The sequence below is a fragment of the Rathayibacter sp. Leaf299 genome (genome assembly GCF_001423055.1).
Classification (GTDB): domain Bacteria; phylum Actinomycetota; class Actinomycetes; order Actinomycetales; family Microbacteriaceae; genus Rathayibacter; species Rathayibacter caricis.
Map to the genome: position 1 here is coordinate 82,643 of NZ_LMNT01000001.1, position 14,376 is coordinate 97,018.

The window sequence follows — 14,376 nt, forward strand, 5'->3', positions numbered from 1 at the left end:
TGCGGGGCTACTCGACCAGCAAGCAATCGCGACCACCGCGGCTTCGTCGGCGGCAGCCGTCCCTCCTCGTCCCTTGCTGATCGAGTAGCCCGCGGAGCGGGCGTATCGAGATCCCCCACGACCAGAAGCACCACCCACCACCCCCACCCATCGGAGAGTTCAATGACGAACGCCAGAACACGCACGGCGGCCGCCCTGGCCGCCACCGCCCTCGTCGCCGGGGGTCTCACCCTCGGCGCGGCCCCCGCGCACGCGGCGGCCCCCCTCGCGAACACCGCGCACCTCGACTTCCTCCTCGACACCGCCACTCCGACTCCGGAGCCCGGCCACACCACCTACCGCCTTGCCGAGGAGCCCGAGCTGGTGATGCCGTGGACCTACGCGGACGCCCGCGACGGTGGCACGTTCGAGCGCGTCGGCGGCGGCCCCCTCGATGCCGCGACCGGCGACTGGGGGCAGGGCGCCTACAACACCGACGACATCTCGCGTGCCGCGGTCGCCTACCTCCGCCACTGGCAGCAGACCGGATCGACGGCCAGCCGCGAGAACGCCTACGAGACCCTGCGCGCCCTCGCCTACTTCCAGACCACCGACGGCGACGACGCCGGCAACGTGGTGCTCTGGATGCAGCCCGACGGCGAGCTGAACCCCAGCGCCGAGCCGATCGAGCTGCCGGACCCGAGCGACTCCGAGGACAGCTACTGGCTCGCCCGCACGCTCTGGGCCCTCGGCGAGGGGTATGCGGCGTTCGAGGACGACGACCCCGACTTCGCCGCGTTCCTGCAGGAGCGCCTCCGCCTCGGTGTCTCCGCGGTCGACCGCGAGGTGCTGACGCGCTACGGCCAGTACGAGACGGCGGACGGCGTCCGGGTGCCCGCCTGGCTGATCGTCGACGGGGCCGACGCGACCGCAGAGGCGCTGCTGGGCCTCTCGGCGTACGTCGAGGCCGTACCCGACGACTCCGCCGTGCGCGCCAGCACCGCGAAGCTCGCCGAGGGCGTGGCGGCGCTCGCGCGCACGACGACGGAGGGGGACACCACGTCGTGGCCGTACGGCGCGATCCTGCCGTGGGCGAAGTCGCGCTCGCTCTGGCACTCCTGGGCGTCGCAGATGCCCGCGGCGCTCGCCGAGTCCTCCGTCGCGCTCGGTGACGCCTCGCTCCTCGAGCCGGCCGTCGTCGACGGTTCCCGCTTCGCGCCCGAGCTGCTGACCTCGGGCGGCCCCGACAACGGCCGCTACCCGAGCCCGACCGAGACGGTGCAGATCGCCTACGGAGCGGATTCGCGGCTGCAGAACTCGCTCGCCCTCGCCGACGCGACCGGGTCGAGCGCCTTCACGGACCTCGCCGGTGTGCAGGGCGCGTGGTTCTTCGGCCTCAACCGCAGTGGTGCGGCCGTCTACGACCCGGCGACGGGAATCACGTTCGACGGCGTGCAGGCCGACGGCAGCGTCAACCGCAACAGCGGGGCCGAGAGCACGATCCACGGGCTGCTCGCGATGATCGCGCTCGACGACCGGCCCGAGCTGGCCGACCGCGCTCGTTCCGTTGCGACCCAGGTGAGCCGCGAGGGCCTCGAGGTCGTCGAGGCCGAGACGGCGCAGGGCGGCACGGTCGTCACTCCGGAGTCGAGCTGGACCGGCGAGTCCTCGTGGAGCGGCTCGTACCTCTCGCTGACGAACTGGCGCCGCTCGGCGACGATCGGCATCGGCTCCTCGACGCAGGAGCGCGTGATCGAGCCGGTGATCCAGCGCGTCGAGAAGGGGACGGCGGCGACTCCGCTCAGCGTGTGGACCACCGGGAAGCGCCCGCTGGACCTGCTGAAGAGCACGGTCGGCGCACGCGGGATCACCGAGGCGTCGGGCGCGCTGCTGCCGCAGAAGCTGCGGCGCACGGTGCCGGCGGACGCTACGACCGTCGAGGTGCGCGGAGTGACCGGTGAGACGAAGCTCGACGCGCTGCTGGTGCGCCCGGTCGTCTCGCGCCTCGTGCTCGAGGGCGACGGCGGGCGCACCGAGCTGGTGCGCAACTCGACCACGACGACCCGCTCGGCGACGCTCGAGGGCTCGGGCACGCTGAGCGTGTACTCGGCCGACGGCGTGCTCGTGAGCGCGCAGACCGCGGCCGGCGCGGTCACGGTGCCGGTTCCCGCCGAGGGCTTCGCGGTGCTGATCGGCTGACGCCGCACCGTTCGCGACGGATCGGCGAGCGCGCGTGCGTCGATCCGTCACGAACGGCCGGGCGGCCCCGTCGATCCGTCACGAACGGCCGCTCGGATCGACGAGCGGCGGCCGTCCGTGACGGATCGCGCGTCAGGCGACGGAGCGCAGGTGCCGGAAGGCCGACGCGTGGAACACCAGGGGCTCGATCGTCTCGTCATTGTGCAGCGCGGTGACCTCGAGCAGCACGACGTGGTGGTCGCCGGCCGGGATCTCGCCGAAGATCGAGCACTCCAGCCAGAGCGGAGAGTCGTGCACGAACACGGCGCCCGACTCGCTCCTCTCGATCGCGAGGCCCGCGAAGCGCCCGGCCTTGTCGCGCGAGGCGAGCTGCCGCACCGCGGCGTCGTGCCCCGCGCCCATCACCGAGACGCCGAGGCGATCGGCCGCCCGCAGCACGGGCCAGGTGGTCGACGAATTCTGGATGGCGAACATCACCAGCGGCGGATCCATCGAGACTCCGACGCTGAAGGACGAGGCGACCATCCCCTCCAGCCGCCCGTCGACCTGCGCGGCGAACGCCGCCACTCCCGACGGGAAGTGCGAGAAGGCCTGTCGGAGCAGCGCCGGATCGGGCGAGTAGGTCGTGAGCGGCACGGGAGGGTCCTTCCGGGGGAACGGGGCACGGGAGCAGGGGCGGAGGCGACGGCGGGCGGTCAGACGGCCGCGGCGGCCCTGAGGCGGGCCCCGGGGTGGTCCGGCGCGAGTCGGGCCCGGCCGTCCGCGCGGAGGCGTCCGCGCAGGGTCAGCCCGTCCGGGACGTCGACGACGTGGCCGCGGGCGCGCAGCTCGGGCATGACGAGGTCGAGGAAGCTGTCGAAGTCCCCGAAGGGACCGGGCTGGACGAGGAAGCCGTCGCCTCCGGTCGCCGCCAGCGCCGCCTCGGCCTGGTCGACCACCTCGGCGGGGTCGCCGATGAAGGGGGCGCCCATCACGGAGTTGGCCTGGAACTCCTCGAGCACCTCGCGGACCGTGGGCGCACCGGGGCCCAGGAAGCGCTCGAGGTTGGTGCGGCCGGTCTGCGACACCGTCGACGGGTCGATCGGCTTGTCGGGGTCCATCACCGAGAGGTCGACGCCGGTGTAGAAGGCGTAGGAGGCCGCGGCCTCGTCGAGCGTCCGGCTCGCGACTTGCCGCTCGCGCAGCTCCTGCGCCTGCGCGCTGGTCGGGGCGACGATGAAGGTGCCGGCCTGCAGGCACGCGATGCTCGCCGGGTCCCGGTCGAACGACTCCGCTCGGCGGCGGATGTCGGTGATCTGCTCGGCCATCTTGGCGATCTCGGCCGCCAGGAACACGCCCTCGGCGTACTTCGCCGCGAGATCGCGCCCCGGCCCGGAGGCCCCGGCCTGGAAGAGCATCGGGGTCCGCTGCGGCCCCGGCGGCACGTTCAGCAGGCCCTTGCTGCGGAAGTGGGGCCCGTCGTGCTCGATCTCGCGCACCTTCGACGGGTCGGCGTAGACGCCGCCCTCGCGGTCGACGACGATCGCGTCGTCGTCCCAGCAGCACTCCCAGAGCTTGAGGGTGAGCTCGACGTGATCGGCCGCGATCTCGTAGCGCAGGTCGTGCTCGATCATCGGAGCGCCGAAGAGCCGGGCCGAGGCGTTCTGGCCGGCGCCGGTGACGATGTTCCAGCCGATGCGCCCCTGGGTCATGTGGTCGAGGGTCGCGAGCTTGCGCGCCACCATGGGGGGCTTCTCGACCGAGGTCGACTGCGTGGTCACCAGGCCGAGCCGTTCGGTGACCGCGGCGAGGGCGGGCAGGATCATCGACGGATCGGCCTTGGGCACCTGGATGCCGTTGCGGATCGCGGCGTCCGGGACCGAGTCGTTCACGACCGGGTAGCCGTAGTCGTCGGCCATGAACAGGAAGTCGACCCCCGCCTCCTCGCAGCGCTTCGCCATCCGGATCCAGTGGTCGAGCTCGAGGAACCGGGTGGACGTGTTCTCGGGCAGGCGCCACGAGCCCATCAGCATCGCGGACTGGAACATCCCGATCTTCCAGCGCTCTGTCATCGCGTCTCCTCGCGTCGTCGTCGCCGGTTCGAGTGAACCGATCAGTTCAACGGTAGGCGAGCGATGTTTCCGGCACGTCACAGTCGGGGAACGGTCTGCGTCCAGGCGCGGGACGCCGGCGGATCAGTCGCTCGCGTCGAGCTCGGCGACGAGCGAGCGCACCCGCAGCGCGTAGCTCGCATCGAGCTCGGCCGCGGGAGCACCCGTCAGGAGCAGGATCTGCAGGCCCCGCCAGAGCGACAGGATCTCGATCGCCGCGGTGCGGCTCCGCTCGGGCCCGAAGCCGTCGGCCAGCAGCTGCGCGCCGAGCGACTCGAGCCACTGCGTCGCCGAACGGGCCAGGAACGGCGCCCAGGCGTGCCCCTCGTGCACGGCCGTGCCCAGCTGCTGGAAGTAGAGCCGCAGATAGGGCAGGTGCTCCGGGAGCGAGAGGTCGTGCCACGCGCGCAGCAGCCGGGTCTCGAGGCCGCCGGGGCCGGCGAGGTGCACGAACAGGTCGCGCAGCAGGGGGAACCGGTCGAAGGCGCGCACGGCGGCCTCGTCGAGCAGGTCCTCGCGGGAGGCGAAGTAGTACAGCAGCATGCGGTTGTTCGAGCCGATGCTGCGGGCGATCCCGCTGAGGCTCATCTGGATCATGCTCTCGTCGAGGATCCTGTCCACGACCAGTTCGAGGAGTCTGTCCCGCTCCGATCGCCCCGCCACCCGTCCGACCCTACTGGGCGCGCGGACGGCCTCCGCGCCCGAGGCGACTGCACCGCGGCCGGCCCTCGAGGTCAGGCCAGCCAGGCGTCGATGCGGCGCCGGGCCTCCTGCTTGAGCGCGTCCGGGGCCGCGGTCGTCTCGATCGACGTCCACGCGCACGCCGCGAGCTGCTCGTCGCTCAGCCCGAGCGTCGTGCGGCACAGCTCGTACTCCGACAGGATCTGCGGTCCGAAGATGATCGGATCGTCGGCGTTGATCGAGCAGCGCACTCCCGCCGCGAGCAGAGCGGGCAGCGGATGGGCGTCGAGCGACTCGACCACGTCGAGCAGCAGGTTCGAGGTCGGGCAGACGTCGAGCGGGATCCCGCGCTCGGCCAGCTCGGCGACGAGCGCCGGGTCCTCGACGGCGCGGACGCCGTGCAGGATGCGGTCGGCGTGGAGCACGTCGAGCGCCTCTCGGATCGACTCCGGTCCCACCAGCTCGCCGGCGTGGGGAGTCGACTGCAGCCCTGCCGCCCGCGCCAGCGCGAAGGCGTCGGCGAAGGCCGCTCCGGGATGTCCGCGCTCGTCGCTCGCCAGTCCCAGCGAGACCACTCCGCGACCGGCTGCGCCGACCGCCGCGCGCGCGACCAGCAGGGAGTCCTCGACACTCCCCGTGCGATCGATCGTCACCATGAAGCCGAAGGCGACTCCGTGGCGTTCGGAGGAGCGGTGCGCGTGCTCGAGCATGACCTCCAGCGCCGCCGCGTGCGAGCCGTAGCGCTCGACGTAGAAGGACGGATCGACGCCGAGCTCGAGGTAGACGACGCCGTCGGCCGCCTGGTCCTCGAAGATCTCGTCGATCAGCCGCGCCAGGTGCTCCGGCTCCTGCAGGACCGCGAGGAGGGTGCGGTAGACGACGTCGAACTGCGTGAATCCGCTGAAGACCGTGGTCTCGGGTGCCGCGATGCCGATGGCCGCGGCCATCGACGCCAGGGTGGCGGGTCGGACGGACGCCTCCATGTGCAGGTGGAGGTGCCCCTTGGGCAGGTCGCGGAGGTCGCGGAGGGGGGCGGAGCCGGTCGCGAGGGTGCTCATCGTGTCGGTCACGGCGGTCACTCGACCCGCGCCGCGGCGGCCTCGAGGTAGGACATGTCGACGTACTCGGCGGGGTCGGGGAGGTCCTCGTAGCCGGCGGCCTCGAGCCCCGGGTACATCTCGTCGCGCAGGCGCGCCTCGCTCATCCAGAGCAGCGGGTCGCCCGTCGTGCCGACCACCAGCGGCTGCTGCAGCTCGTTCTCGCGCGTCTGCTGCACGAGGTCGAGTCCGAGGTCGGCGCCGTACTCGTCGACCGAGAGCTGCGCGCCGACGGCCGGGTCCTCGCCGTTCTCCTCCCAGCCTCGGAGCGACGCCGCGAGGAAGCCCTCCATCACGTCGGCGTTGTCCTCGACGTAGGCCGAGTCGCCGTAGATGATGTTGCCGTAAGTGGGCAGACCGAGGTCCGAGTAGAGGGTCACGACGTAGTCGTCGGGAGCGAGGTCGTACTGCTCCTCGAGCATGATCGGCTGGTTCGTGGCGTAGGCCGTGTAGGCGACGCCCTGTCCCTCGACCAGCGGGGCGATGTCGAAGCCCGCCGGGAGGAACTCGTAGTCGGGCTCGAGGCCGGCGACGCGGAAGACGGCGTCGTAGTCGATCTGCGTGCCCTCCTGGCCCAGCACCGTCTTGCCCACGAGGTCCTCGGCCGAGGTGACCGGGTCGTCGGCCAGCGAGACGATCGAGGAGGGGCTGTCCTGGTAGACGGTTCCCACCGCGGTCCAGTCGTTGCCGTCGGCGAAGCTCGCGAGCCACGCCTGCGCTCCGGGCTGGATGCCGAGGTCGGCGTCTCCTGCGGCGACGGTGGCCATGGTGGTCGGCGCGTTGGGTCCGCCGCCGATCCACTCGATGTCCAGGCCCTCGTCCTCGTAGTAGCCGTTGGCGTCGGCGAGCCAGAAGCCCGCCCACTCGACATTGGTGATCCAGCCGAGTGAGACGCGGACGGTGGTGAGGTCGTCGGCCGCGGCCGCGGAGCCGTCGGACGACGAGCAGCCCGCGAGGGCGGCCGCGGTGGCGGCGACGAGGCCGATGCCGGCGGTTCGGAGCAGGCGGGGCGGGAGGGATCGGGACATGGGACTCCTTCGGAACACTGCGGGAGGGGAGGAAGAGGACAGAGGTGCAGAGGACGTCAGCCCACGCGGGCGACGACGCGGTGCTCGAGTCCGCGGGCGGCCAGGAACACGAGCACCGAGAGGACGGTCGCGACCAGCGCGACACCCCACGAGCGCTCCATGTCCATGTAGCTGCGCGACTCCGAGAAGAGCGCGCCCAGTCCGTGCGCGCCCATCAGGAACTCGGCGAGCATCGCTCCGAGCACCGCGGTGGGTGCGGTGATGCGGACCGACACCATGAGCTGGGGCAGAGCGTGCAGGACGCCGAGCCGCCTCAGCACCTGCACCTTGCCTGCGCCGAGCACCGCGAACAGGTCGCGACCGGCGGAGGGGATCGAGGTGAGCCCCGAGAGGGTGAAGACGAACGCGGGGAAGAAGCAGATCAGCACCGTCGAGGTGATCACCGCCGGGTCGCCGTAGCCGACGATCCGGGCGATGATCGGGATCATCGCGGTGATCGGCACCGAGCGGATGATGAGCGCGGCCGGAGTGACGACGCCCGCCACCGCGGTCGAGGACCAGACCAGCACCGCCGCGGCGAAGCCGATGGACGTTCCTCCGACGAGGCCGACCAGTGCCACGCCGAGCGTGTAGCCGACCGACGGGAGGTAGTCGACGACGCCCAGCACGACGTCGCCCACCACAGGCCACGGTCGGGGCGCGACGGTGGCGGTGTAGCCGTTGAGCACGACCCAGAGGTCCCAGGCGACGAGGACGAGCAGGACCGGCCAGAGGTGCACCAGGCCGCGGAGGGCGGGGCGGATCACGAGAACCTCCCGACGGCCAGGCGCTGCAGCTGCACGAAGACGAGGTAGGCCGCGAGCGAGACCACGGTCGCGACCAGCGCCGCCGACCACAGCAGGGTCATCTGGTAGTTCTGCATCGCGCTCACAAGGAGGAGCCCGAGGCCGCGCGGGGCGCCGAACCACTCGCCGATCGTCGCTCCGAGCACGGCGGCGGGTGCGCTCATGGTGAGCCCGTCGAAGAACGCGGGCACCGCGCGGGGGAGCTCGAGGCGGCGCAGGCGCTGGGCCCGGCTCGCTCCGAGCACGGTCAGCACGTCGGCGTGCGCCGACGAGCCGGTCGAGAAGGCGGAGGTCATCGTCACGAACATCACGAAGCCGACGCTCAGCGCGGCGATGACGAGCGGGGTGTCCTCGCGGCCGACGGTGGTGATCAGCAGGGGCGCGAGGGCGATCGTGGGGAACGCGTTCAGGATCGCCGCGAAGCGGTCGAAGCCGGGGCGCAGCGCCGGGACGATCAGCGCGAGACCGGCGCCGAGGACCGCGACGACCGCTCCGAGGACGAGCCCCTGCCCCGCGGCCGTGATCGTCACGACTCCGTTGCGCCAGAGCAGGCTCGATCCGGCGGAGGTGGCGGCGTACGCCAGCACCTCGGTCAGCGGGGGCCACGCCCGCCCGGCGAGACCCGAGCGGCCGACGAGCTCGGCGACGACGAGCAGGAGGACGGCGCCCGCCACGGCGGAGAGAGCCGCCGAGCGTGCGCGCGTCATCTCGGCACCGTCTCGGCGCCGTCGAGCAGAGCCGTGAGCTCGTCGACCAGCTCGTGGAACTCGGGAGTGCGCGTCGTCACCGCGTCGCGGGGCCGGGCGAACGAGACGTCGCGCACGGTGCGCACCTGCCCCGGTCGGCCGCTCATCACGATCACGCGGTCGGCCAGGATGAGCGCCTCGTCCACGTCGTGGGTGATGAGGACGGTGGTGATCCGCTCCTCGCTCCAGATACGGGCGAGCTCGGCGTTCATGCGGCGGCGCGTGACCGCGTCGAGAGCGCCGAAGGGCTCGTCGAGGAGGAGGAGGTCGGGGCCGAGCGCGAGCGCCCTGGCGATGGAGGCGCGCTGACGCATGCCGCCCGAGAGCTGCTTGGGTCGGGCGTCCTCGAAGCCGGTCAGGCCCACGAGCCGGATCAGCTCGTCGACGCGAGCGTCGTCGATCCGGCGCCCGGCGACCTGGAACGGGAGCGCGATGTTGGCGCGGACGCTGGCCCACGGCAGCAGCGCGTGCTCCTGGAACGCGACTCCGAGGCGGTGCTGGCGCGCGAGTCGGTGCGGGTCGTCGCCGAAGACCTCGACCGTGCCGGAGGTCGCGACGTCGAGGCCCGCTGCGAGGCGCAGGATCGTCGATTTCCCGCAGCCGGACGGGCCGATGATCGCGACGAACTCGCCGTGAGCGACCTCGATGTCGATGCCGGTCAGGGCCTGCACGCTGCGTCCCCGACCGAGCGGGAACACCTTCTCGACGCCGCGGATCGACACCGCGGACGTGCTCTCGGCACCGCGGGGCGGCGCCGCGATCGGGCTGGTCTCGCGCATGGGGGACTCCGCTCCGGGGGGTCGCTCCCGGTTCGGGAGGGACGAGTGAACTGATCAGTACAAACCCTACGAAGGCTCTGTTTCGCCCGTGTGTCGGGCCGATGCGGTGCGTGTTAAGTCCACCGAGGGGGTCGGAGCAGGACCGCGCGCCTGCGCCGGTACCCGGTCGCGACGTCGTCTCCGTTCATTTTGAGAGCGCTCTCTCAAAACTCTTGACCTCTCCGCAGAAGAGTTCGTACACTCGCCCTACACCTCGTGAGAGCGCTCTCACGGACGCAGCACAGCCGCGTGAGAGCGCTCTACGGGATGCCCTCACCAACTCACGAAGGAGTGACCGTGCTCGCATCACGACGCGCCAGGATCGCCGCAGCGATCTCCGGCGCCGCAACCCTCGCCCTCGTCGTCACCGGATGCTCGTCGTCCGGTTCCGACGCCGCCGAGGGCGGGAACATCGAACTGACCGTCACCACGTTCAACGCGATGGGGTTCGAGGACCTCTACGCCGAGTACGAGGAGGCGAACCCCGGGATCACCATCGTCCCGAACAACATCGACACCGGCGGCAACGCCCGCACCGACGCCTTCACCAAGCTCGCGGCGGGCTCCGGCCTCGCCGACGTCCTCGCGATCGAGGAGGGCTGGCTCGGCCAGATCATGGAGGTCTCGGACCAGTTCGTGGACCTCCGCGACCACGGCATCGAGGACCGCAAGGCCGACTGGGTCGACTGGAAGTACGAGCAGGCGACCGACCCCGACGGCCGCGTCATCGGCTACGGCACCGACATCGGCCCCGAGGGCCTCTGCTACAGCACCGCCGCCTTCGAGGCCGCCGGTCTGCCGACCGACCGCGAGGCCGTGGCCGAGCTGCTCGGCGGCGCGGACGCGACCTGGGACGACTACTTCGCCGCCGGCAAGCAGTACAACGACGCGACCGGCAAGGCCTGGTTCGACCACTCCGGATTCGTCTGGAACGCCATGGTCAACCAGCTGCCCGAGGGCTACTACACCGCCGACGGCGAGCTCAACATCGAGGGCAACCCCGAGCTCGAGGAGCGCTGGGGCCAGCTGACCGATGCCGCGGCCGCAGGCCTCTCGGCCGGCCAGAAGGCCTGGGACTGGAACAAGGGCAAGTCGTTCACCGACGAGACCTTCGCCACCTTCGTCTGCCCGGCGTGGATGTTCGGCACCCTCAAGGGCGGCGTGGAGGCCGGAGGCGGCGACCCCGCCAGCACCGGCTGGGACTTCGCCGACGTGTTCCCCGGCGGTGCGGCCAACTGGGGCGGCTCGTTCCTCTCGGTCCCGACCCAGTCGGAGCACCCCGCCGAGGCCGCCGCTCTCGCCTCGTGGCTGAGCGAGCCCGAGCAGCAGATCAAGGCGTTCGAGGCGGCCGGTCCGTTCCCGAGCACCCTCGCCGCTCAGGAGGAGCTCGCCTCCGCCGCCGAGCCGGACCCGGCGCTGAACGGCTCGCCCACCGGTGCGATCCTCGCGAAGCGCGCCGAGGGGGTCGTCGCCCAGTACAAGGGACCGGACGACTCGCTCATCCAGGAGAACGTCTTCGGCCCCGTGCTGCAGAAGGTCGACCGCGGCGAGCTCGACGGCGACGCCGCCTGGGCCGAGGCGCTGAAGCTCCTCGGCGAGCTCGTCGACTGACGCGCCTCTCCCACCTCGGGCTCCCATCCGGCGGCACCGTTCCGCCGGGTGGGAGCCCCTCCCTCCGAGCCCTCCCATCGAGGAAAGCGATCGCGCCATGACGAGCACACTGACCCCGCCGGCGACGGCGACCCCGCCGAGGGGCGAGCGGCCCACCGCCCGCGTCCCCCTGACCTTCCGCCAGCGGCTCGGCCGCTTCGACGTGAAGGCCTCCCCGTACCTCTACATCTCGCCGTTCTTCCTGCTCTTCGCGATCACCGGCGCGTTCCCCCTCGTCTACACGCTCGTCGTGTCGCTCTTCGACTGGGAGCTGCTGCAGGGCCAGGGCGACTTCGTCGGCCTCGGCAACTTCGCGGCGGTGCTCGGCGACCGGTTCTTCTGGAACTCGATCGTCAACACCATCAGCATCTTCCTGCTGTCCACGATCCCCCAGCTGCTCGTCGCGCTCCTCCTGGCGGCGGCCCTCGACCAGTCGCTGCGCGCCAGCACCTTCTGGCGGATGAGCGTGCTGCTGCCCTACATCGTGTCCCCGGTCGCGGTGGCGCTCATCTTCTCGAGCGTCTTCAGCGAGCAGGAGGGTCTCGCCAACAACCTGCTCGGCCTGATCGGCGTCCCGCAGATCGACTGGACGAACGACCGCCTCGCCAGCCACGTCGCCATCGCCTCGATGGTGAACTGGCGCTGGACCGGCTACAACGCTCTGATCCTCCTGGCCGCCATGCAGGCCGTGCCGCGCGATCTGCACGAGTCGGCCGCGATCGACGGCGCCGGCGCCTTCCGCCGCTTCGTCTCGATCACGATCCCGAACATCCGCCCGACCCTGATCTTCGTGATCATCACGGCGACCATCGGCGGCCTGCAGATCTTCGCCGAGCCGCGCCTGTTCGACGTCTCGAACGCCGGCGGCATCGGCGGCTCCGACCGTCAGTTCCAGACCACCGTGCTCTACCTGTGGGAGATGGCGTTCTTCCGCGGGAACTTCGGCGAGGCGGCCGCGATCGCGTGGCTGCTGTTCCTCCTGATCGTGCTGATCGGGCTGGTGAACTTCGCGGTCTCGCGGAGGATCGCCTCGGTCGAGAACCAGGTGCTCGGCAAGCGCGCGCAGAAGAAGGCCGCGGCCGTGCTCGCCTCCTCGGCCGACCGCGCCGACGAGATCGCCGCGACCGACCCCCTCCTGTCCTCCACCGGCCTCGGCCAGAAAGCGAGCGAGCGATGACCGCCCCCGCACCCACGGCCGCGTTCCCGGTCCGCCGCCCCGTCGAGGGGGAGGCCGCCGCGAAGGAGCCGCGCCGCCGCCGCGGAGGCGCCGGGCGCGTCGACCGCCCCGGCTTCCTCGTCTACGGACTGCTCAGCGCGTTCATCCTCGGCTCGACCTACCCGCTGTGGTGGTCGTTCGTGGTCGCGAGCGGCACCAACGCCACGCGCAGCGAGACGCTGCCGCTCGTGCCGGGCGGCAACTTCCTCGCCAACGCGGCGAAGGTCTTCGACGCCCTGCCGTTCTGGACGGCGCTGCTGAACAGCATCATCGTCTCGGGAGTCATCACCGTCTCGGTCGTGACCTTCTCGACCCTGGCCGGCTACGCCTTCGCGAAGCTGAAGTTCCGCGGCCGCGACGGGCTGATGATCACGGTCGTGGCGACCATGGCGATCCCGACGCAGCTGGGCATCATCCCGCTGTTCATCCTGATGCGGCAGCTGGGCTGGACCGGCGAGCTCGGCGCGGTCATCGTGCCGACCCTCGTCACCGCGTTCGGCGTGTTCTTCATGCGCCAGTACCTGATCGACGTGATCCCGGACGAGCTGATCGAGGCGGCCCGGATGGACGGGGCGAACCAGTTCCGCACGTTCCTCACGGTCGCGGTTCCCGCCGCCCGACCGGCCATGGCGATCCTCGGGCTCTTCACCTTCATGATGGCGTGGACCGACTTCCTCTGGCCGCTGATCGTGCTCAGCCCCACGAACCCCACGCTGCAGACGGCGCTCGCGCAGCTGCAGTCGGGCTACTACATCGACTACTCGATCGTGCTCACCGGAGCGGTCATGTCGATCGTGCCGCTGCTCGTGCTCTTCGTGCTCGCCGGACGCCAGCTGATCGCGGGCATCATGAGCGGCGCGGTCAAGGGATAGAGGGGCGCCGAGCGGTGTCGCGGCTCCACTACCCTCGGATCACTGATCCGAGAGGCCCGTTATGAGTCACGACACCGCCTCGGCCGCGCCGACGCTCGAAGAGGTCGCCGCCCTCGCAGGAGTCTCGCGCTCCACGGTCAGCCGCGTCGTCAACAACTCGCCCCGGGTGAAGGACGACGCGGCCCAGGCCGTGCGCAAGGCGATCGAGGAGCTCGGCTACGTGCCGAACCGCGCGGCCCGGTCGCTCGCGAGCCGCAAGACCGAGGTCATCGCGCTCGTGGTGCCGGAGTCGACCGCGAAGGTGTTCTCGGATCCGTTCTTCGCGTCGGTGGTGCAGGGGGCGGCGCTCCGCCTCGCCGACACCGAGTACACGCTCAACATCGTCATCGCGTCAGAGGCGGCGCCCGAGAAGACCCGCCGCTACCTCCTCGGCGGCAACGTCGACGGGGCGCTCGTCGTCTCGCACCACAGCGGCGACCACTCCTACGCCCGGCTCGGCACGAGCCTCCCGGTGGTGTTCGGCGGTCGGCCGCTCAGCGCCGAGGAGCAGGGCAGCTACTTCGTCGACGTCGACAACATCGCGTCGGCCCGCGAGATCACCGAGCACCTCCTCGGCCTCGGCCGCCGCGAGCCGGCCATGATCGCGAGCCGCCAGGACATGCCCGCCGCCGTCGACCGGCTGCTCGGCTGGCGCGACGCGGTCCGCGAGGCCGGGCTCGACGACTCCCGCGTCGAGATCGGCGACTACTCGCCGGCCGACGGAGCCGCGGCGATGCACCGCCTGCTCGACTCGGGCCGCCCGATCGACGCGGTGTTCGCCTCCAACGACCAGATGGCGGCGGGCGCACTCGCCGCATTGCGCGAGCGCGGACTGTCGGTTCCCGGCGACGTCGCCCTCGCGGGCTTCGACGGCGACTACTTCGCTCAGGCCGCGGATCCGCCCATCACGACGATGCGCCAGCCGTCGACCGAGCTCGGCTCGGCGATGGCGGAGGTGCTGGTGCGCCTGCTCGCCGGCGAGACGGTCGAGCGCGTGACGATCATGCCGACGGAGCTGCTGGTCCGCGGCTCGACGGTGCCCGGGGCCTCCTCGCCGATCGAGTAGCCGCGGAGCGGGAGTATCGAGATCCACGTCTGCGGGAGTCGGCGGGTCTC

General features: G+C 71.5%; 13 protein-coding genes. 5 read left to right on the forward strand and 8 right to left on the reverse strand.

Annotated elements, in window-relative coordinates; genetic code table 11:
• The first annotated feature begins 162 nt into the window (after positions 1–162).
• Positions 163–2,178 (forward strand): hypothetical protein, encoded by a 2,016-nt coding sequence (locus tag ASF48_RS00410; protein WP_055784692.1) that lies wholly within the window; start codon positions 163–165, stop codon positions 2,176–2,178.
• A 132-nt stretch (positions 2,179–2,310) separates the two neighbouring features.
• On the opposite strand, the gene ASF48_RS00415 is transcribed toward ASF48_RS00410, so the two are convergent.
• From ASF48_RS00415 to ASF48_RS00450, 8 genes are all read right to left on the reverse strand, one after another.
• Entirely contained in the window at positions 2,311–2,814 is a 504-nt protein-coding gene (locus ASF48_RS00415) for a flavin reductase family protein (RefSeq protein ID WP_055784695.1), read from the reverse strand.
• Positions 2,815–2,873: 59 nt separating this feature from the next.
• Positions 2,874–4,229: an NtaA/DmoA family FMN-dependent monooxygenase gene (locus tag ASF48_RS00420; RefSeq protein WP_055784698.1), complete on the reverse strand. Its 1,356-nt coding sequence runs from the start codon at positions 4,227–4,229 to the stop codon at positions 2,874–2,876.
• A 123-nt stretch (positions 4,230–4,352) separates the two neighbouring features.
• Positions 4,353–4,889, reverse strand: coding sequence for a hypothetical protein (locus tag ASF48_RS00425; protein ID WP_055784701.1), 537 nt, complete (start codon positions 4,887–4,889; stop codon positions 4,353–4,355).
• A 113-nt stretch (positions 4,890–5,002) separates the two neighbouring features.
• Positions 5,003–6,019, reverse strand: coding sequence for an adenosine deaminase (add, locus tag ASF48_RS00430; RefSeq protein WP_200930942.1), 1,017 nt, complete (start codon positions 6,017–6,019; stop codon positions 5,003–5,005).
• A gap of 5 nt (positions 6,020–6,024) precedes the next feature.
• Entirely contained in the window at positions 6,025–7,074 is a 1,050-nt protein-coding gene (locus ASF48_RS00435; protein WP_055784704.1) for an ABC transporter substrate-binding protein, read from the reverse strand.
• A 56-nt stretch (positions 7,075–7,130) separates the two neighbouring features.
• A complete protein-coding gene (locus tag ASF48_RS00440) occupies positions 7,131–7,880 on the reverse strand; it encodes an ABC transporter permease (RefSeq protein WP_055784709.1) in 750 nt (249 codons plus the stop codon).
• Complete coding sequence (locus ASF48_RS00445; protein ID WP_055784712.1) at positions 7,877–8,626, reverse strand: ABC transporter permease; 750 nt, start codon at positions 8,624–8,626, stop codon at positions 7,877–7,879. The genes ASF48_RS00440 and ASF48_RS00445 overlap by 4 nt, the downstream gene beginning before the upstream one ends.
• On the reverse strand, positions 8,623–9,444 hold the full coding sequence (locus tag ASF48_RS00450; protein WP_055784715.1) for an ABC transporter ATP-binding protein: 822 nt from the start codon (positions 9,442–9,444) through the stop codon (positions 8,623–8,625). The genes ASF48_RS00445 and ASF48_RS00450 overlap by 4 nt, the downstream gene beginning before the upstream one ends.
• A 336-nt stretch (positions 9,445–9,780) precedes the next feature.
• On the opposite strand from ASF48_RS00450, the gene ASF48_RS00455 reads away from it, so the two are divergent.
• From ASF48_RS00455 to ASF48_RS00470, 4 genes are all read left to right on the forward strand, one after another.
• Positions 9,781–11,094, forward strand: coding sequence for an ABC transporter substrate-binding protein (locus tag ASF48_RS00455; protein ID WP_235577162.1), 1,314 nt, complete (start codon positions 9,781–9,783; stop codon positions 11,092–11,094).
• Between the two features lie 97 nt (positions 11,095–11,191).
• Positions 11,192–12,310 carry a carbohydrate ABC transporter permease gene (locus tag ASF48_RS00460; RefSeq protein ID WP_055784723.1) on the forward strand — a complete coding sequence of 373 codons (1,119 nt, stop codon included), beginning with the start codon at positions 11,192–11,194 and terminating at the stop codon, positions 12,308–12,310.
• The gene (locus tag ASF48_RS00465; RefSeq protein WP_055784726.1) at positions 12,307–13,221 is read left to right on the forward strand and encodes a carbohydrate ABC transporter permease; all 915 of its coding nucleotides are present in this window, start codon (positions 12,307–12,309) and stop codon (positions 13,219–13,221) included. Before ASF48_RS00460 ends, ASF48_RS00465 begins: the two co-directional genes overlap by 4 nt.
• A gap of 61 nt (positions 13,222–13,282) precedes the next feature.
• Positions 13,283–14,326, forward strand: a complete 1,044-nt coding sequence (locus ASF48_RS00470; RefSeq protein ID WP_055784729.1) for a LacI family DNA-binding transcriptional regulator — start codon at positions 13,283–13,285, stop codon at positions 14,324–14,326.
• The last annotated feature ends 50 nt before the right edge of the window (positions 14,327–14,376 follow it).

What these genes read in the sequence shown, in the direction of transcription:
- ASF48_RS00410 (WP_055784692.1), top strand. Translation starts at nt 163, where the DNA reads ATGACGAACGCCAGAACACGCACGGCGGCCGCCCTGGCCGCCACCGCC.
- ASF48_RS00420 (WP_055784698.1), bottom strand. Translation starts at nt 4,229, where the DNA reads ATGACAGAGCGCTGGAAGATCGGGATGTTCCAGTCCGCGATGCTGATG.
- ASF48_RS00435 (WP_055784704.1), bottom strand. Translation starts at nt 7,074, where the DNA reads ATGTCCCGATCCCTCCCGCCCCGCCTGCTCCGAACCGCCGGCATCGGC.
- ASF48_RS00445 (WP_055784712.1), bottom strand. Translation starts at nt 8,626, where the DNA reads ATGACGCGCGCACGCTCGGCGGCTCTCTCCGCCGTGGCGGGCGCCGTC.
- ASF48_RS00450 (WP_055784715.1), bottom strand. Translation starts at nt 9,444, where the DNA reads ATGCGCGAGACCAGCCCGATCGCGGCGCCGCCCCGCGGTGCCGAGAGC.
- ASF48_RS00460 (WP_055784723.1), top strand. Translation starts at nt 11,192, where the DNA reads ATGACGAGCACACTGACCCCGCCGGCGACGGCGACCCCGCCGAGGGGC.
- ASF48_RS00465 (WP_055784726.1), top strand. Translation starts at nt 12,307, where the DNA reads ATGACCGCCCCCGCACCCACGGCCGCGTTCCCGGTCCGCCGCCCCGTC.
- ASF48_RS00470 (WP_055784729.1), top strand. Translation starts at nt 13,283, where the DNA reads ATGAGTCACGACACCGCCTCGGCCGCGCCGACGCTCGAAGAGGTCGCC.